This is a genomic window from Mesorhizobium sp. WSM4806 (assembly GCF_055811635.1).
The window spans coordinates 1-17,648 of sequence record NZ_JBVVQZ010000041.1; the positions used below are offsets into that span (position 1 = coordinate 1).

Annotated in this window: 14 protein-coding genes; 6 read left to right on the plus strand and 8 right to left on the minus strand. The window is 63.4% G+C overall.

Annotated elements, in window-relative coordinates; all coding sequences use genetic code 11:
* Positions 1-73: 73 nt before the first annotated feature.
* Both gltA and gltX read right to left on the minus strand, forming a co-directional pair.
* Positions 74-1,402, minus strand: coding sequence for a citrate synthase (gltA, locus tag AC0L2M_RS33920; protein WP_031255684.1), 1,329 nt, complete (start codon positions 1,400-1,402; stop codon positions 74-76).
* Positions 1,403-1,582: 180 nt separating this feature from the next.
* A complete protein-coding gene (gene gltX / locus AC0L2M_RS33925; protein WP_128168159.1) occupies positions 1,583-3,007 on the minus strand; it encodes a glutamate--tRNA ligase in 1,425 nt (474 codons plus the stop codon).
* Between the two features lie 101 nt (positions 3,008-3,108).
* Between gltX and AC0L2M_RS33930 the strand changes: the two genes are divergently transcribed.
* A complete protein-coding gene (locus AC0L2M_RS33930; RefSeq protein ID WP_473537174.1) occupies positions 3,109-5,565 on the plus strand; it encodes a ComEC/Rec2 family competence protein in 2,457 nt (818 codons plus the stop codon).
* Here the strand turns inward: AC0L2M_RS33930 and lexA are convergent.
* The 6 genes from lexA to AC0L2M_RS33960 all read right to left on the minus strand — a co-directional run bounded on the left by lexA (position 5,559) and on the right by AC0L2M_RS33960 (position 11,940).
* Complete coding sequence (gene lexA, locus AC0L2M_RS33935) at positions 5,559-6,311, minus strand: transcriptional repressor LexA (protein WP_027151887.1); 753 nt, start codon at positions 6,309-6,311, stop codon at positions 5,559-5,561. The genes AC0L2M_RS33930 and lexA overlap by 7 nt on opposite strands.
* A 104-nt stretch (positions 6,312-6,415) precedes the next feature.
* Positions 6,416-7,621 (minus strand): molybdopterin molybdotransferase MoeA, encoded by a 1,206-nt coding sequence (locus AC0L2M_RS33940; protein ID WP_473537175.1) that lies wholly within the window; start codon positions 7,619-7,621, stop codon positions 6,416-6,418.
* On the minus strand, positions 7,621-8,118 hold the full coding sequence (gene moaC / locus AC0L2M_RS33945) for a cyclic pyranopterin monophosphate synthase MoaC (RefSeq protein ID WP_023801237.1): 498 nt from the start codon (positions 8,116-8,118) through the stop codon (positions 7,621-7,623). The genes AC0L2M_RS33940 and moaC overlap by 1 nt, the downstream gene beginning before the upstream one ends.
* A gap of 66 nt (positions 8,119-8,184) precedes the next feature.
* A complete protein-coding gene (gene trpC / locus AC0L2M_RS33950; protein WP_287342388.1) occupies positions 8,185-9,036 on the minus strand; it encodes an indole-3-glycerol phosphate synthase TrpC in 852 nt (283 codons plus the stop codon).
* Positions 9,037-9,040: 4 nt separating this feature from the next.
* Complete coding sequence (gene trpD / locus AC0L2M_RS33955) at positions 9,041-10,051, minus strand: anthranilate phosphoribosyltransferase (RefSeq protein WP_023801239.1); 1,011 nt, start codon at positions 10,049-10,051, stop codon at positions 9,041-9,043.
* Positions 10,048-11,940: a SurA N-terminal domain-containing protein gene (locus AC0L2M_RS33960; protein ID WP_473537177.1), complete on the minus strand. Its 1,893-nt coding sequence runs from the start codon at positions 11,938-11,940 to the stop codon at positions 10,048-10,050. Before AC0L2M_RS33960 ends, trpD begins: the two co-directional genes overlap by 4 nt.
* A gap of 146 nt (positions 11,941-12,086) precedes the next feature.
* On the opposite strand from AC0L2M_RS33960, the gene tpiA reads away from it, so the two are divergent.
* The 5 genes from tpiA to AC0L2M_RS33985 all read left to right on the plus strand — a co-directional run bounded on the left by tpiA (position 12,087) and on the right by AC0L2M_RS33985 (position 17,290).
* Positions 12,087-12,854 carry a triose-phosphate isomerase gene (gene tpiA, locus AC0L2M_RS33965; protein WP_091593810.1) on the plus strand — a complete coding sequence of 256 codons (768 nt, stop codon included), beginning with the start codon at positions 12,087-12,089 and terminating at the stop codon, positions 12,852-12,854.
* Positions 12,855-13,159: 305 nt separating this feature from the next.
* Complete coding sequence (secG, locus tag AC0L2M_RS33970) at positions 13,160-13,618, plus strand: preprotein translocase subunit SecG (RefSeq protein ID WP_023801242.1); 459 nt, start codon at positions 13,160-13,162, stop codon at positions 13,616-13,618.
* A 211-nt stretch (positions 13,619-13,829) separates the two neighbouring features.
* Positions 13,830-14,942 (plus strand): L,D-transpeptidase, encoded by a 1,113-nt coding sequence (locus AC0L2M_RS33975; RefSeq protein WP_473537179.1) that lies wholly within the window; start codon positions 13,830-13,832, stop codon positions 14,940-14,942.
* A 137-nt stretch (positions 14,943-15,079) separates the two neighbouring features.
* Entirely contained in the window at positions 15,080-16,717 is a 1,638-nt protein-coding gene (locus tag AC0L2M_RS33980) for a CTP synthase (protein WP_084833810.1), read from the plus strand.
* A gap of 33 nt (positions 16,718-16,750) precedes the next feature.
* Positions 16,751-17,290: a DUF1697 domain-containing protein gene (locus tag AC0L2M_RS33985; RefSeq protein WP_128172422.1), complete on the plus strand. Its 540-nt coding sequence runs from the start codon at positions 16,751-16,753 to the stop codon at positions 17,288-17,290.
* Positions 17,291-17,648 lie beyond the last annotated feature (358 nt).

Genomic DNA, 17,648 nt, shown 5'->3' on the forward strand with positions numbered 1-17,648 from the left:
TATTCACTATTCACTATTCACTATTCACTATTCACTATTCACTATTCACTATTCACTATTCACTATTCACTATTCACCGTTTAGCAATCGGCACGTAGTCGCGTTCCGGCGCACCTGTATAGAGCTGGCGCGGGCGGCCTATCTTCTGGTGCGGATCCTCGATCATCTCCTTCCACTGCGCGATCCAGCCGACGGTGCGGGCGACCGCGAACAGCACGGTGAACATGGTGGTGGGGAAGCCCAGCGCCTTCAGCGTGATGCCGGAATAGAAATCGACGTTCGGATAAAGCTTCTTCTCGATGAAATAGGAATCGGTCAGAGCAATCCTCTCCAGTTCCATGGCGATGTCGAGCAGCGGATCGTCCTTGATGCCGAGTTCGCCCAAAACCTCATGTGCGGTCTTCTGCATGATCTTGGCGCGTGGATCGTAGTTTTTGTAGACGCGATGGCCAAAGCCCATCAATCGGAACGGATCGTTCTTATCCTTGGCGCGGGCGATAAATTCCGGGATGTGGTCGACTTGGCCGATCTCGCCCAGCATGTTCAAGGCTGCCTCGTTGGCGCCGCCATGGGCCGGTCCCCACAGGCAGGCGATGCCGGCGGCGATGCAGGCGAACGGATTGGCGCCGGACGAGCCGGCGAGGCGAACGGTCGAGGTCGAGGCGTTCTGCTCGTGATCGGCGTGCAGGATGAAAATGCGCTCCATCGCACGCGCCAGCACCGGGTTGATCTTGTATTCCTCGCACGGCACGGCAAAGCACATATGCAGGAAGTTGGCCGCGAAATTCAGCTCGTTCTTGGGGTAAATGAAGGGCTGGCCGATGTGGTATTTGTAAGCCATCGCCGCGATCGTCGGCATCTTGGCGATCAGCCGCATCGATGCGACCATGCGCTGGTAGGGGTCCGAGATGTCGGTGGAATCGTGATAGAAAGCTGACAGCGCACCGACCACGCCGCACATCACCGCCATCGGGTGGGCGTCGCGGCGAAAGCCGGTGAAGAAGCGCGACATCTGCTCGTGCACCATGGTGTGGCGCGTGACCCGGTAGTCGAAATCGTCCTTCTGCGCCTTGGTCGGCAGTTCGCCGTAGAGCAGGAGATAACAGACTTCGAGGAAGTCGCCGTGCTCGGCCAACTGGTCGATCGGATAACCGCGATGCAAAAGGATGCCGGCATCGCCATCGATGAAGGTGATTTCCGACTCGCAACTTGCCGTCGAGGTGAAGCCGGGATCGTAGGTGAAGGCCCCGGTGGTGCTGTAAAGCGCGCCGATATCGATGACGTCAGGTCCGACCGAGCCGCTTCGCACCTTGAGTTCGTGAGTTTTGCCGCCGAATTCAAGTTTCGCGGTCGACGCGTGGGTTTTGCCGCCAAATTCCATTTTTGTCGCAGCTTCGGACATTGCAAACTCCTTTTTGTTTTCTCATGTCGGCAAAGGCAAAATTTCTGCAACGCAAAACGTCGAAAGTATCGGAGTTCGCGCGTTTGCGCCCGCAATTGGATTGCGTGCCAAATTGGGCCAAGACCTAATGTTGCACTGCGAAACCCACCTTTCAATGCCAATCTTCTTGGGCCAGTTTTGCTAATCGATTTGATCCGCGACGCGCGCCAGGCTTTCCTCGCGGCCAAGCACGGCAAGCACGTCGAACACGCCGGGCGAGGTGCTTTTGCCGGTTAGCGCGGCGCGCAAAGGTTGGGCCACTGCGCCAAGCTTATGGCCGCCGGCGAGCGCATATTCGCGGATCGCCGCTTCCGCCGCTGCGGCCGTCCAATCCCCTGAAATCGCCTTCAGCGCCGCATGGGCGCCCCGCAGGATCTCGCGCGCCTCGCCGCCGAGCAGCGCCGCCGCCTTCTCGTCGATCGGCAGCGGCCGCTCGGCAAACAGGAAGGCGGCACCGTCGACCAGCTCGACCAGCGTCTTGGCGCGCTCCTTCAAGCCGGGCAGGGCGGCCAGCAACTGCGCCTTGCGTGTGTCGTCGAGGCGCGCTGCGATCGCCGGGCCGCCTTCGAGATAGGGCAAGGTGTTGATGAAGATATCGAGCAATTCGGGCTCGTTCATGCGCCGCATATGCACGCCGTTCAGCGCCTCGAGCTTGGCGAAGTCGAAGCGGGCGGCCCCCTTGTTGACATCGCCGATGTCGAACCACGCAATCATGTCGGTGATCGATATGACCTCGTCGTCGCCGTGGCTCCAGCCGAGCCGCGCCAGGTAGTTGAGCAGTGCCTCGGGCAGATAGCCCATGGCGCGATAGGCTTCAACGCCGAGGGCGCCGTGCCGCTTCGACAGCTTGGCGCCGTCGGCGCCATGGATCAGCGGGATATGCGCCATTGACGGCACCTCCCAGCCCAAGGCTCGATAGATCACCATTTGGCGGGCGGCATTGGTCAGATGGTCGTCGCCGCGGATGATGTGGGTGATGCCCATGTCGTGGTCGTCGACGACGACGGCATGCATATAGGTCGGGTTGCCGTCCGAGCGCAGGATGATGAAATCGTCGAGGTCCTTGTTGGGGAAGCGGACTCCGCCCTGCACGCGGTCATGTACCACCGTCTCGCCTTCGGCCGGCGCCTTGATGCGGATCGCGCCCCTGGCGCCAACCGGTGCCTCTGACGGGTCGCGGTCGCGCCAGCGGCCGTCATAGCGGGGAGGCAAGCCCTTGGCCCGCGCACTCTCGCGCATCGCCTCCAGCTCGGCCGGCGTCGCATAGCAGTAATAGGCTTTGCCGAGGCGCACCAGCTCCTCGGCAACCGCGCGGTGGCGCGGCGCGCGCTCGAACTGGGATACCGGTTCGCCGTCCCAGGTGAGGCCGAGCCAGGAGAGCCCATCGAGGATGGCAGCGGTTGCCGCATCGGTCGAACGCTCGCGATCGGTGTCCTCGATGCGCAGCAGCATCTTGCCGCCAGTGTGTTTCGCATACAGCCAATTGAACAGCGCCGTGCGCGCCCCGCCAATATGCAGGAATCCGGTGGGCGAAGGGGCAAAACGGGTGACGACCTTGTCGGACATGGAACTCCTGGGCAAGCGCAGAAAACGGATGTGGTGCGCGGACTTTCGCGCGTCGCGCGTTCATGTAGCATAGGAGGTCGAGGGCGCAAGGGGCGAACCCTATGGCTGGACCAGGCCGCGGCGTGGACGACAGCGAGGGCGCGACCGCAAGCGTCAGCGAACGATCGCTGTTTGCCGACGTTCCTCACACTGAGTCGCTACCCGTTTCGCTGCCTGCGTCGCCGCTGAGCATCCAACCTCTTTCGCCGGATCGCCCGGCGCCGATACCGGCTTCAGCACCCGGCCCTGTCATTCGTTTTCGCCGACAGCTCAGCCATCTTTCACCATCCGGTGTCCGCAACAGCGTGGCCGCGGCAGCCGGCCTGGAACTCGACCGGGGCGTCGCCTTCCTGCTGGTGCCGGTTTTCCTGGCATGCGGGGTGATCGTCTATTTTTCGCTTGCCGTCGAACCGGACTTTGCCCAGCCCATCGCCGTCGTGGTCCTTACGGCATTGTGTGCGGCCGTCACGCGCTCACGCCGCAAAACGCACCTGTGCTTCATGGCAGCGTTGCTGTGCGCGCTTGGTGTGCTCGCCGCCAAGGTTGAAACCTGGCGCGCCGGAACGAAGATGCTCGGTTCGGAAATCCAGACCCGGCTGACCGGCCGTGTCGTCAGGCTCGACCAAATGGCGAACGGCCGGATCAGGCTGACCATCGATGTGATGTCGACCGCCCGGCCGACACTGCGTTATGCACCCGAACGTGTCAGGGTGTCGGCACGCAAGATTCCCGCTGAGATGACCGCAGGCTCGGTGGCAACCGGCTATGTGAGGCTTCTGCCTCCGACTGGCCCGGTCAGACCGGACAGCTTTGACTTTTCCTTTGACAGCTATTTCGCCGGTATCGGTGCCAGTGGCTTTTTCCTCGGCAGTCCAAAGATCGTCGTCTCCGAAGATGCACCGTTAACCGCACGCCTTTCTTCGTCGATCGAGAAGGCGCGCGAAACCATCGCCGACCATATCAGGGACAGCATCGGTGGTGCCGAGGGGGAGATTGCCGCTGCGCTGATCGTCGGCGTGCGTGCCGGCATCCCCGAAGAGATAAACGAATCGATGCGGCGCACCGGCATCTACCACATCATCTCCATTTCCGGCCTGCACATGGCGCTTGTCGCCGGCACCGTCATGGGATTGCTGCGCGGCGCCTTTGCGCTGTTTCCCGACTTTTCGTCGCGCCGGCCGGTCAAGAAATATGCGGCTGCTGCCGCACTCGTCTCCATCGCTGCCTATCTGATCTTTTCCGGTATCGTGGTCGCGGCTGAACGCAGCTTCATCATGCTGGCGGTAATGCTTGTCGCCGTGCTGTTCGACCGGGCGGCACTCACCATGCGCAACCTGGCGATTTCGGCCATCGCCGTTATCGTCGTGTCGCCGCACGAGGTGGTCGGCGCAAGCTTCCAGATGTCGTTCGCCGCGACTGCGGCTCTCGTGGGCGCCTATGCCGGTTGGTCCGACTATCGTGCCGACAAGGCCAAGGCGCCGCGACAGCGACGGTCACCGGTCGCTTTCGTCACGCGCAAGCTCGTCGCCGGGGCAGGCACCATCGCAATGACGTCCATCATTGCCGGCAGCGCCACCGCGCTCTTCGCCATCTGGCACTTCCAGCGCGTCTCGCCGCTCAGCCTGTTCGCCAATCTGGCCGTCATGCCGATCGTCACGATCGTCATGTTCCTGGCCGTCCTCAGCGCCTTGGCAATGCCTTTCGGCCTCGACGGCCCTTTCCTCTACATGATGGGCAAGGGCCTGACGGCGATGATTGCAATTTCGGGATGGATCTCGGAGCGTTCGCCGGTCGATGCAGTCGGCCTGATTTCGTTGCAATCGGTTCTGCTGGTGACGGTCGCCCTGGTCATCGCCACGATGGCGACGACATGGCTGCGGCTTGCGGCACTTCCCTTTGCGCTCGCCGGCCTGCTGACGATTTCCGAGACGCGCACCCCCGACGTGCTGATCTCGGAGGATGCGCATCTGGTGGCGCTGCCGATCGGCGGCGGCGAACTTGCCGTCAACCGGATGCGTTCGAACGAATTCACCACCGACAACTGGAAACATGCGCTGGTTTCAACAACGATCGTCGAGCCGGAGACATTCGAAAAAGGAGATGTGCGGTTCGACATCGCCGACCCGGCCGACCTGCCGCCGGGAGCGCCTTTCACCTGCACTGCCGGCCTGTGCTTGGCCCGGCATCCGTCCGGCGCGCTCATTGCGCTCGCCGACAACCGCAAAACCGCGCGGCCGGCCTGTGCCTTTGCGGATTTGATCGTCATCGACGATGCCACAGCCTATTACAAACCCTGCCGCAACCCGCTGGTTCTCGTCGTCACCAAACGGCAGCTCGCTCGCATGGGCAGTGCCGCCGTCTTCTTCGATCCGCTATCGGCGACGACGCGCGCAGAAATCCGTTTTGCCGTCAGACAGCCATACAGGCCCTGGCATGAGCAGCGGCGGTTTTCGCGCGAGGCGAGGGGCCTGCCGCCATACCTCAGGGCCGAGAAACCCAAGAAGCCTGCCGTTCAGTAACGCCGGATCAGTCCGACGAGCTTGCCCTGCACCTTGACCCGGTCCGGCCCGAAGATGCGCGTCTCGTAGGCCGGATTGGCGGCTTCCAGTGCGATCGAGGCACCTTTGCGGCGGAATCGCTTCAGCGTCGCTTCCTCCTCGTCGACCAGAGCGACAATGATCTCGCCAGGCTGGGCGGTGTCGGCGTTGCGGATGATGACCGTGTCGCCGTCGAAGATGCCGGCCTCGATCATCGAATCACCCTTGACCTCCAGCGCGTAGTGCGTGCCGCCGGTGATCATGTCCGGTGGCACCGAGATCGAATGCGTCTGGTGCTGGATGGCGTCGATCGGCACACCGGCAGCGATGCGGCCCATCACCGGTATGGAGACGGTGGCAACGACGTCGTCGTCATTGCCGGCCGCACGCATGCGCGAAGGCGCCGGCTTGATCTGCCGTCCGAGGCCGCCCTGTCCAAGGCCGCCTTGCCCAAGGCTGCCTTGAATGACGCTCGGCGAGAATTTGCGCGCCGCATTGAGGCCCGGCGCGATCGAATCGGGCAGGCGCAGCACCTCCAGCGCGCGGGCGCGGTTGGGCAGGCGGCGAATGAAACCGCGTTCCTCCAGCGCCGTGATCAGCCGGTGGATCCCCGATTTGGAGGCGAGGTCGAGCGCTTCCTTCATCTCGTCGAACGAGGGCGGAATGCCGCTTTCCTTCAGCCGCTCGTGGATGAACATCAGCAGTTCATGTTGTTTGCGTGTCAGCATCGCGACCCCCAACAGAATCAGAAAAACAAACCCAGAACAAACACTATCTGTTCCAGTTGTGTTCCGCAACCATTTAAAGTTTAATGAATGTGTTGACGCTTTGTTCAGCGTAGCATCAGCACGCTGCAGGCGGCGCCCGCTGCGGCCGCGGGAGCGAATGGCTCGCGCACGACCAGTCCGTTGGCGTCGGCCAGCATTCTGAGCATCGAGGAATCCTGGATACTGAACGGCGTTGCCTCAAGCGTGCCGGCTTCTTCCTTCACCACCGCGCGTACATAGTCCTGTCTGAGATCGTTGGCCGGCATGGCGGCGCCAAGCCGCGCCTGACGCATGTCCTGGCGGAAAGCGCGGCCGCCGAGCCGCGCCAGCAGCGGCTTCAGAAAGAGCTGCGTGCAGACCAGGCTGGCCACCGGATTGCCGGGCAGGCCGATGCAGCGGATGTCGCCCAGCCGCCCGAACATCAGTGGCTTGCCGGGCCGCATGGCGATTTTCCAGAAATCGAGCGCCATGCCTTCACCGGTCAGCACGTCATGGACGAGGTCGTGGTCGCCGACCGAGGCGCCGCCCAGCGTAACGATGACGTCCGCGCCTGCGGCGACGGCTTTTTTCACCAGCGCGGCGATCGCCTCCTTGCGGTCGGGGGCGATGCCGAGATCGAGTGCGCAGGCGCCGACCGAGCGGGCCGCGGCGGCGACGCCATAGGCATTGGAGGAGATGATCTGGTCGGGGCCAAGGTCGCTGCCCGGCGGCAGCAATTCGTCGCCGGTGGCGATGATGGCGACCAGCGGCCGTTTCACCACGCTGACCTGTTGGTGGTTGGCCGATGCCGCCAGCGACAATGCCGCCGGATCAAGCAGGCGGCCTTTCTCCAGCAGCGCGTCGCCCTGCGAGAAATCGAGCCCGAGGCGGCGGATGTTGCGGCCTTCAACCGTCGGCGCGGTCACTTCGACGATGCCGCCGCCGAGGTCGCGGACATTCTCCTGGATGACGATGGTGTCGGCGCCAGCGGGAAGCGGCGCGCCGGTGAAGATGCGCACGGCCTGCGCCGGGCCGACTGTCCCGGCAAAGCCGCGTCCGGCCGGCGCCATGCCGATCACCGAAAGTCTCGCGGGCACGGAGGCGACATCGTCGGCCCGCACGGCATAGCCGTCCATGGCCGACGCGTTGAATGGCGGCTGGGTGCGGAGCGCGATGAGCGGCTCCGCCAGCACGCGGTCGGCGGCGTCCATCAGGGCGACGCTTTCAGCCTGCAAGGGCGCAGCGTCCTCAAGCAGGTGCTCGAGCGCCTGGGCGACCGCAAGCAGCGCCATTATCGGCCTGCCCCCTGGGCGTCCGCCTTGTAGTCGCCGGATTTGCCGCCGGTCTTTTCCATCAGCCTGATGTTGGAGATCGCCATGCCGCGGTCGACCGCCTTGGCCATATCATAGATGGTCAGGCAGGCGACCGAGACGGCAGTCAGCGCTTCCATCTCGACGCCGGTCTTGCCGGTGACGCGGGCCAGCGCCGTGACCTTCAGACCGGGCAGCTTCGCGTCCGGTTCGATATCTACCGATATCTTGGTCAACAGCAGCGGGTGGCAGAGCGGGATCAGCTCATGCGTCCTCTTGGCCGCCATGATGCCGGCGATGCGCGCCGTGCCCAGCACGTCGCCTTTCCTGGCATCGCCGTCCAGAATCATTTTCAGCGTTTCGGGCCGCATCGAGACAAGACCTTCGGCGATCGCCGTGCGCGTCGTCTCCGCCTTGTCGCCGACATCGACCATATTGGCTTCGCCTTCCGCGCCAAGATGGGTGAGGGCGGCCGACATCGTCAGGTCACCCTGGAGCGACGTCCGTCCGTTTGGACGCACAAAGCACGCTCTAACGCTTTGTATCTATGCATCATGCTCTCCGAAAAGCGATTCCGACTTTCGGGCAGATGCATTGGCGGGCGCCTTGCCCGTCAAAAGCAGGTGCGTCGCAGTGGCCACGTCCAGTTGCCGCATCAGGCTCTCGCCGACGAGGAAAGTGCCAATGTCGCTCCGTTCCAGCCTGCGGCAGTCCTGGTGCGAGAAAATACCGCTCTCGCTGACCAGCAGCCGGTCGGCCGGCACCATCGCCGCGAGCCGCTCCGATGTCTCGATGCTGGTTTCGAATGTCCGGAGATTGCGGTTGTTGATGCCGATCAGCCGCGACGACAGTTTCAGCGCGCGTTCCGTCTCGGCCTCGTCATGCACCTCGACCAGCGCGTCCATGCCGAGCTCGAAAGCCGTCGTTTCGAGTTCCCTGGCTACGGCGTCATCGACGCTCGCCATGATGATCAGGATGGCGTCCGCGCCCCACGCACGGGCCTCGAACACCTGATAGGGCTCGAACAGAAAATCCTTGCGCAAAGCCGGCAATGTCACGGCGCTGCGCGCATCGGTGAGGAATTCAGGCGCCCCTTGGAAAGACGGCGCATCGGTCAGCACCGACAGGCAGGCAGCCCCACCTTTGGCATATGCCTGGGCCAGCGCCGGCGGATCGAAATCGGCGCGGATCAGGCCCTTGGACGGGCTCGCCTTCTTGATCTCGGCGATCAGCGCGAAACTGCCGGATTTGCGTTTGGCTTCAAGGGCCGAGAGAAAGCCGCGCGGTGCATCGGTAGCCCTCGCCCGTGCCTTGATTTCGGCAAACGGCACCCGTGCCTTCGCCGCCGCGATCTCGTCGCGCTTGTAGGCTTCGATCTTGCGCAGGATATCAGACACGGCGCTATCCGTTTGAAATCTCGACCAGCCGGTCAAGCACCTTTAGCGCCCGGCCGCTGTCGATGGCTTGCGCCGCCGTCGCCATGCCATCGGCAAGCGTCGTCGCCTTTCCCGCCACCACCAGTCCGGCGCCGGCGTTCATCAGCACCGTATCGCGAAAGGCGCCGGCAGCGCCGCCCAGCATGTCGCGCAGCGCCTGGGCGTTGTAGGCGGCATCGCCGCCGCGCAACTCGTCCTTGGTATGCCGCTTCAGCCCGACCGCTTCCGGGGTCAGCGTAAAGCTGCGGATCTCGCCGCCGACCAGTTCGGCGACCTGGGTTTCGCCGGTGGTGGTGATCTCGTCATAGCCGTCGCCATGGGCGACCCAGGCGTGGTCGGCGCCCAGTGCCTTCAACGTCTCGGCCACCGGCATGATCCATTCCGGCAAGAAGACGCCAACCATCTGCCTGACGACACCAGCCGGATTGGAGAGCGGGCCAAGCAGGTTGAAGATTGTGCGGGTGCCGAGCTCGGCGCGGATCGGGCCGACATGCTTCATCGCCGGATGATGCGCCGGTGCGAACATGAAGCCGACGCCTGCGTCGTGGATGCAGCGGCCGATCGTTTCCGGCGGGATGTCGAGCTTGACGCCAAGCGCGGTCAGCACGTCGGCGGCGCCGGTCTGCGAGGACAGTCCGCGATTGCCGTGCTTGGCCACCGGCACGCCGCAGGCGGCGATGACGAACGCGGATGCGGTCGAGATGTTGACGCTGTGCGAATTGTCGCCGCCGGTGCCGACGATGTCGATGGCGCCAGCCGGCGCGTCGACGCGCAGCATCTTGGCGCGCATGGTGGCGACGGCGCCGGAAATCTCGCTCACAGTCTCGCCGCGCACGCGCAGCGCCATCAGGAAGCCGCCGATCTGGCCGGGCGTAGCGTCGCCCGACATGATGATGTCGAAGGCATCGCGCGCTTCCTCGAAGGAAAGGGAGCTGCCAGCGGCGACCTTGGCGATATGGGTCTTGAGCGCGCTCATCTGGTCAGGGCTTGGGCAACGGCGGTTTGGTCGATGCGAACGTCATATTGCGTCTGCAGCTGCGCCACCAACTGGTCGAGAAGGTCGTCGGACATGCCGGCGGTGAACGATTTCTGCTCGTCGTCCGGCACCGAGCTGGCGTCGGCTCCGGCAGGCTCGAACACTTCGGCAATCCTGAACAGGATCTGTCCGTCGCCGGTGGGCGAGGGGATCAATCCGGTCCCGCCTTCGCCTTCGCCGAACATCGCAGCCGCCCCTTCCTTGCCGAAATCGGCGTCGTCCGCCCCGCGCTTGACGCCGCGCTTGGTCTGCTTCTCAAGCTTGAGCTCGCTCGCGATCACGTCGAGCGTAGTGCCGGCCTCGAGACGCTTTTCGAGCTCCTGCGCTTTTGCGGTGAGCCGCTTGGTCGTTTCCGCCGCCGTCCAGTCGGCCACCACCTTCTGGCGGACTTCATCCAGCGTGCGGTCGCGGGCCGGCGTGACCGAATCCACCTCGTAGAACACGAAGCCGTTGTTGGCAGTGGTGAGGTCGGGATTCTCGGTGCCGGGTTCGGCATCGAACACCGCCTTGATCAGCTCCGGCGAGTCCGGCAGATCCTTGACGATGGCGCCGTCCGGCCTCAGGCCGGTGCGATCGATCGCGTCGACGGTGACGACCTTCAGCTTCAGTTTTTCGGCCGCTTGCTCGAGCGTGCTGCCCGAAGCGCGGCTGTCTTCGTAACTGTCATGCACGTCGAGCAGAATGCGGCTTGCCTCGCCCAGCGCCAGGTCCTTGCGGATGTCGGCGGCCACTTCGGCCAGCGGCTTCACCACTTCGGGCTTGATCTCGGTGACGCGCAGCAGCACCGGACCGAAGGCGCCCTGAACGACCGGGCTGACTTCGTTGACGTTGAGCGCAAACGCCGCATCCGCCACCGCCTTGTCGGCGATCTTGTCCTTGGACAGCGTGCCGAGCAGCGTGTCGGCCTGCGTCTTGCCCTCGGCGGCGACGAGTTTGTCGAATGTCGCGCCGGTCTTGAGTGAATCGAGCGCGGCCTTCGCGGCATCGGGCGTTTTGAACACGAGTTGTTCGATGGTGCGCGTTTCCGCCGTGGTGTAGCGCCCCTTGTTCTTGTTGTAGTCGTCGCTGACCTGCTGGTCGGTCACGGCACTCACATCCATGATGTCTTCCGGCTCGAGCCTGACATAGGAGAATTTGCGGTATTCGGGCGCCGCATAGGTCTTCTTGTTTTCCTCGAAATACGCCGAAAGCGTAGTGTCGGATGGCGCTTCGATCGGCTCGACCAGCGATTTCGGCAAGGTCAAATAGTCGATGGTGCGGTCTTCGCCACGATAAAGCGCGACCGCCTTCAAGAACGTATTCGGGGCCTTGACGCCGTCCGAAACCGCCTCGACGATCTGCTGGCGCACAGCCACCTGGGCGCGATTCCTGAGATAGTCTTCCGGCCGCATGCCGACCTGTTGCAGTATGTATTCGAAAGTCCTTCTGTCGAAGTTGCCGCCGGGACCCTTGAAGGCCGGGTCTTCATGCGTGAGTTGGGCCAGCCGGTCCTTGGACAGCCCAAGCCCGAGCTTGCGGGCCTGCTCATCGAGGACCGCGCCCGACACGAGTTGCGCCAGCACCTGGTTGTCGAGGCCGAGCGCCGTCGCCTGCTCGCGGCTGATGCGCTGGCCGAATTGCTGCGACATCACGCTGATCTGCCGGTCATAGGCCAGCCGATACTCGTTGATCGACACTTTGGTGCCGCCGGCCGTGACAACGGCGTCGTGGCCTGCAAAACCACCGACCATCTGTCCGGAAATGCCCCAGACGGCGAAGCTCAACACCAACAATATCAGCAGCGCTTTCGCGATCCAGGTCCCAGCCGCGCTTCTCAAGATACCAAGCATGGTCACTTCCGATTTTTTCGCGCATTTTCGCATGCGCCGAGTCTGAAACAAGCGCAATAGCGTCCTTCCGGCCCACTGTCGATTGCTTTGTGGGCTGAGTTTGGTAGTGAGGACGCAGCCGAATATTGCCCGGAGAAGCAAATCCCATGACGCCTGGAATCCGCCCGCTGGTCGCCGGCAACTGGAAAATGAACGGCACCAGCGCCTCACTCAACGAACTCAGGATGATCGGCAACGGCTTCATGAGCGGGCTCGATGCCGAGACCGAAGCGCTGGTCTGCGTTCCGGCGACGCTGCTTGCGCATGCCGCGGAGATCTTGTCGCGCACGCCGGTCCGGGCCGGGGGCGAGGATTGCCACAGCAAGGAGAGCGGCGCCCATACCGGCTGTATTTCGGCCGAGATGCTGAAAGATGCGGGCGCCAGTCACGTCATCGTCGGCCATTCCGAACGCCGCGCCGATCAAAACGAGGACGACGCCATTGTCCAGGCAAAGGCGTCCGCCGCGTGGCGCGCCGGGCTGGTTGCCATCATCTGCATCGGCGAGACGAGAGCCGAGCGCGAGGCGGGCGCCACGCTCGACGTGCTGTCGCGCCAGGTCGCCGGCTCGGTGCCGCCGAATGCAACGGCATCGAATACCGTCATCGCCTACGAGCCGGTATGGGCGATCGGCACGGGGCTGACGCCGACTGCCGCCGACGTTGCTGAGGCGCATGCGCATATTCGCGAAAAACTGTCGGAAAAGCTTGGCAGCGCAGCGGCAAAGATGCGTATCCTCTATGGCGGCTCGGTCAAGCCGTCGAACGCGGTCGAACTGCTGGGCGTAAAAAATGTCGACGGCGCGCTGGTCGGCGGCGCCAGCCTGAAGGCGGCGGACTTTCTCGGCATTGCCGAAGCCTATCGAAACATCTCCTAAAGCGCGTCGCGTTTGGCCGGCCTAATGCGACGCGCTTTAGGTTGTTGTTTTTACGCATGTCGTTATCGCAAAACCGCTGCACACCCTCGGGTCAGGCCCAAGGGCATGCTTTTGCGCGACATGCTTTAGCATCGAAAGGCTGTCGGGCACTTCGGATACTGTGCCGCAGCGGAAAATGTTGCAACGGCCGCATTGCTTCCCATATTCCGGCCACGGGCTTGGAATTGCCGTCAAAGCATTGTATTGAGCCGCCTCCAAATCACCGGTCGTATCTGCGGCCGCGCAAGGCTTTGCCAGGATAAATTATGGAAACCGTACTGATCGTCGTCCACCTAATGGTCGTGCTCGCTCTTGTCGGCGTGGTGCTGCTGCAGCGCTCCGAAGGCGGGGGCCTCGGCATCGGCGGCGGATCGGGCTTCATGACCGCGCGCGGTGCCGCCAACGCGCTGACGCGGGCGACGGCGATCCTGGCGGCGGCGTTCTTCGCCACCTCGCTGACCTTGTCGATCGTCGCCCGTTACGGCGAGAAGCCGATCGACATTCTCGATCGCGTGCCTGTGACGAACGGCGGGGGCGGCGTGCTCAACCAGTTGCCTGGCACCACGACGCCGACACCGCCGTCCGGCAATACGGCGCCAACGCCGCCTTCCGGCAATGATGCCGCAGCCCCGGCCCCCGCTGCACCGCCAGCGGCGGGAGCGACCACGCCGCCGGCCACAAACGGCGCCACCCAGCCAGTAACGCCGCAGGTTCCAAACCAGTAATCAGCAGACGTCTGGCGCCGCGATCTGTTGTTGTTTGAACACAGTCGCGGCAAATGCCGCACGATCGCGAGGATTCGACCGGGCGCGGCACGCCAGGGCGCTTGAGGCGTCTCCGATTAATCGATTATAGATTGCGCGCGGCACATTCGGGGTCCTTGGGGGACGCCGGGCAACGCCGTGGCAACAAGCATTGAACGATCGGATCTTCGCCATGCAGCTTCGCAGCTTCATTTTAGCCGGCCTTTGGGCCGTGCTCAGCCTTGGTGCGCCCGCTTACGCGGCCATGCCGGCGGGCAATTCGGCCCCTGCAATCACAACTGACGTCGTCAACGTCGCCGCCAAAAGCGACACGGCGCAACTCAAGCTCCTCAAGAAGAAAAAAGACCCAAGCGCGGCAGATCTTGCCCAGATCAGGAAGATCGAAGCCAAGATCGCGGCTGACAAGCAGGCTGCTCGAGTAAAGGCGATCGAGGCAAGGAAGCTGGCGATGCGCGAGGCGGCCAAAGCCAAGTCGGACGCGGAACGGCAGGCGTATCTTGCCAGGAAGGGCCTCGCCAAGAAGGATAAGTCCGCTGGCAAGGCCAGGCTGGCCGATGCCAGGCCGGTCAAGATCATCGACCCGATTCAACCCATCGCAGCAATCCAGTCGGCCGAGGCCATTCCCGCCGAGGCCATGAACGTCGCGCTGACCGGCAACAACGGCGAATTGCGCAGCGAGCCGGTCGGACAGAAGCCCCAGCGCGTCTGGCTGTTCGCCGGCCTGTTCGGCGGCACGTCCTCGTCGATGTCGCTGCTCCCCGAGACCCGCGCCCTCGATGCCGCGCTCGCCAGCAAGGAAGCCAGGAAGCAGTTCAAGGTGAAGCCGGAGTTCGTGCCGCAAGAGGTCGAATTCACCGGCTACAGCCCCGGCACCATCGTCATCGATACGAGTGCGCGCCGTCTCTATCTCGTCGAATCCTCCTGGACCGCCCGCCGTTATGCGATTGCGGTCGGTCGTGACGGCCTGCAGTTCAAGGGCACGGTCGCCGTCGGCGACAAGCAGGAATGGCCCCGCTGGATCCCGACGCTCGACATGCAGAAGCGTGAGCCGAAGAATTACGGCCGGTACAAGGACGGCATGCCCGGCGGCGGCGATAACCCGCTCGGCGCGCGCGCCATCTATCTCTACGACGGCAGGAAGGACACCCATCTGCGCATTCACGGCACCATTGCGCCGCAGTCGATCGGGACGAGCTCCTCCAACGGCTGTTTCCGCATGATCAACGAGCACGTCATGGACCTTTATCGCAGGGTGAAAGTGGGCACCAAGGTCGTCATCATCTGACGCCTTGGCGGGTCAAACAAAAGGGCCGGCCTCGCCGGCCCTTTTGTTTTGGTTCGAGCATCACCAGGGCGCCTTCTTGGGAAAAAGCCTTCGCGGCGGTTTTTTCTCTGGCGGAATCAATTCGGCCGCGTTAAGCGATGACTCCCATGGCGCGATATGTATTCATCACAGGCGGCGTGGTTTCCTCACTCGGAAAAGGCATCGCTGCAGCGGCCCTTGGGGCTCTCTTGCAGGCGCGAGGCTATCGCGCGCGCATCAAGAAGCTTGATCCCTATCTCAATGTCGATCCCGGCACGATGTCGCCATACCAGCATGGCGAAGTCTTCGTGACGGATGACGGCGCCGAGACCGATCTCGATCTTGGCCATTATGAGCGGTTCACCGGCCGCTCGGCCAACCAGCAGGACAACATCACCACGGGCCGCATCTACAAGAATATCATCGAGCGGGAGCGACGCGGCGACTATCTTGGCGCCACCGTGCAGGTCATTCCGCATGTCACCGACGAGATCAAGAATTTCATTCTCAACGGCAATGACGACTATGACTTCGTCCTGTGCGAGATCGGCGGCACCGTCGGCGACATCGAGGCGATGCCGTTTCTGGAGGCGATCCGCCAACTTGGCAACGACCTGCCGCGCAACAACGCCGTCTACGTGCACCTGACGCTGATGCCCTATATTCCAACGGCGGGCGAATTGAAGACCAAGCCGACCCAGCATTCGGTCAAGGAATTGCGCGGCATCGGCATCGCGCCCGACATCCTGCTGGTCCGCGCCGACCGCCCCATCCCCAGGGAAGAGCGCCGCAAACTGTCGCTGTTCTGCAATGTGCGCGAGAGCGCGGTCATCCAGGCGCTCGACGTGCCGCACATCTACGACGTGCCGATGGCCTATCACAATGAAGGGCTGGATTCGGAAGTGCTCGCCGCTTTCGGCATCGACCCGGCGCCGAAGCCGCGGATGGAGCCGTGGCAAGCGGTGTCCAAACGCATCCACAACCCGGAGGGCGAGGTGACCATCGCCGTCGTCGGCAAATATACCGGCCTCAAGGACGCCTACAAATCGCTGATCGAGGCGCTGTCGCATGGCGGTCTCGCCAACCGCGTCAAGGTCAAGCTCGACTGGATCGAGAGCGAGATATTCGAGAAAGAAGACCCGGCGCCGTGGCTGGAAAAGGTCCACGGCATTCTGGTCCCCGGCGGTTTTGGCGAGCGCGGCGCGGAAGGCAAGATCCTTGCAGCGAAGTTCGCCCGCGAGCGAAAAGTGCCGTATTTCGGCATCTGCTTCGGCATGCAGATGGCCTGCATCGAGGCAGCGCGTTCGCTGGCCGGCGTCAATCATGCCTCGTCGACCGAATTCGGTCCGACCGAGGAACCGGTCGTCGGCCTGATGACGGAATGGCTGAAAGGCAACATGCTGGAGAAGCGCAGGGAAACCGGCGATCTCGGCGGCACCATGCGGCTGGGTGCCTATCAGGCGGACCTCGCCAGGGGCTCGAAGATCGCCGAGATCTATGGCGACACGCAGATTTCCGAGCGCCACCGCCACCGCTACGAGGTCAATGTCGACTACAAGGAGCGGCTCGAGGATTGCGGGCTGGTTTTTGCCGGCATGTCGCCGGACGGCGTGCTGCCGGAAACGGTCGAATATCCCGACCATCCCTGGTTCATCGGCGTGCAATATCATCCCGAGCTGAAAAGCCGGCCGCTTGACCCGCACCCGCTGTTTGCCAGCTTCATCGAGGCAGCGGTGGAGCAGAGCCGCTTGGTCTAAATCGACAGGCTATCGTGAGATATCCGGGCTAGCATGCAAACCTACGTCGCTCTGCTTTACAGCATCGTCCTGGGCGAGGGGCGGCGTGTCGTCATGTCCGATCTCAGGGCCATGACAGAAGGCCTGGGCCTGAACAACCCGCGCACGCTGGTGGCGACCGGCAATCTGGTTTTCGAGACGAAAGAAACAGAGATTGCCGTGCTGGAGCGCCGATTGGAGACGGCGTTCCAAAAGACCTTCGGCCGCCATGTCGACATCATCGTGCGCCGCGCGGATGACTGGTTGAAGCTTGCGGCCGGCAATCCGTTTCCCGCCGAATCGGCTGCCGCCGCGGATCAGGTAGCGGTGCGCGTGATGCGCAAGCCCGTTCCCGCTGAGGCCGTCGCGGCGCTGGAGGCCTATATCGGCAAGGATGAGCGGATGCAGGCCGTCGGCGGCGACATCTGGATCTTCTTTTCGCGCGAGACGCCAAGCTCGCGGCTTGTGGCGGCGATAAGCCATAAACGGCTCGGCATCGGCACCTCGCGCAATTGGAACACCGTGCGCAGGCTGGCCGAGATGGTCGGCGGATAGGGCTTCCCCTTCTCCCAGGGAGAGTATAGCGACGGGGAGAAAGACGCCTTCGCCAAAGATTTCGCCAATCTGCAGCGCTGCAGAAAGGGGCGCCGATGTAGCGGCCAGCCCCCTTCTCCCCGTCACTATACGGGGAGAAGGTGCCGGCAGGCGGATGAGGGGCGGCGCCGACATCGACACCCCAGGACAACTCCACCTCCGGGAAATCGCCTCAGGTGGCGCTGCCCCTCATTGCCCTGCCGGGCATTTCTCCCCGTATAGAGACGGGGAGAAAGACGCCTTGTCCGAACCGGATAGATAGGTAACAGAATGGACTGATTGCATGGGTGACAGTTTTCTCCTTCGCCGGGAGGACCGG

What these genes read in the sequence shown, in the direction of transcription:
- gltX (WP_128168159.1), bottom strand. Translation starts at nt 3,007, where the DNA reads ATGTCCGACAAGGTCGTCACCCGTTTTGCCCCTTCGCCCACCGGATTC.
- gltA (WP_031255684.1), bottom strand. Translation starts at nt 1,402, where the DNA reads ATGTCCGAAGCTGCGACAAAAATGGAATTTGGCGGCAAAACCCACGCG.
- AC0L2M_RS33960 (WP_473537177.1), bottom strand. Translation starts at nt 11,940, where the DNA reads ATGCTTGGTATCTTGAGAAGCGCGGCTGGGACCTGGATCGCGAAAGCG.
- moaC (WP_023801237.1), bottom strand. Translation starts at nt 8,118, where the DNA reads ATGTCGGCCGCCCTCACCCATCTTGGCGCGGAAGGCGAAGCCAATATG.
- AC0L2M_RS33980 (WP_084833810.1), top strand. Translation starts at nt 15,080, where the DNA reads ATGACTCCCATGGCGCGATATGTATTCATCACAGGCGGCGTGGTTTCC.
- secG (WP_023801242.1), top strand. Translation starts at nt 13,160, where the DNA reads ATGGAAACCGTACTGATCGTCGTCCACCTAATGGTCGTGCTCGCTCTT.
- tpiA (WP_091593810.1), top strand. Translation starts at nt 12,087, where the DNA reads ATGACGCCTGGAATCCGCCCGCTGGTCGCCGGCAACTGGAAAATGAAC.
- AC0L2M_RS33930 (WP_473537174.1), top strand. Translation starts at nt 3,109, where the DNA reads ATGGCTGGACCAGGCCGCGGCGTGGACGACAGCGAGGGCGCGACCGCA.
- lexA (WP_027151887.1), bottom strand. Translation starts at nt 6,311, where the DNA reads ATGCTGACACGCAAACAACATGAACTGCTGATGTTCATCCACGAGCGG.
- AC0L2M_RS33985 (WP_128172422.1), top strand. Translation starts at nt 16,751, where the DNA reads ATGCAAACCTACGTCGCTCTGCTTTACAGCATCGTCCTGGGCGAGGGG.
- trpD (WP_023801239.1), bottom strand. Translation starts at nt 10,051, where the DNA reads ATGAGCGCGCTCAAGACCCATATCGCCAAGGTCGCCGCTGGCAGCTCC.
- AC0L2M_RS33975 (WP_473537179.1), top strand. Translation starts at nt 13,830, where the DNA reads ATGCAGCTTCGCAGCTTCATTTTAGCCGGCCTTTGGGCCGTGCTCAGC.
- AC0L2M_RS33940 (WP_473537175.1), bottom strand. Translation starts at nt 7,621, where the DNA reads ATGGCGCTGCTTGCGGTCGCCCAGGCGCTCGAGCACCTGCTTGAGGAC.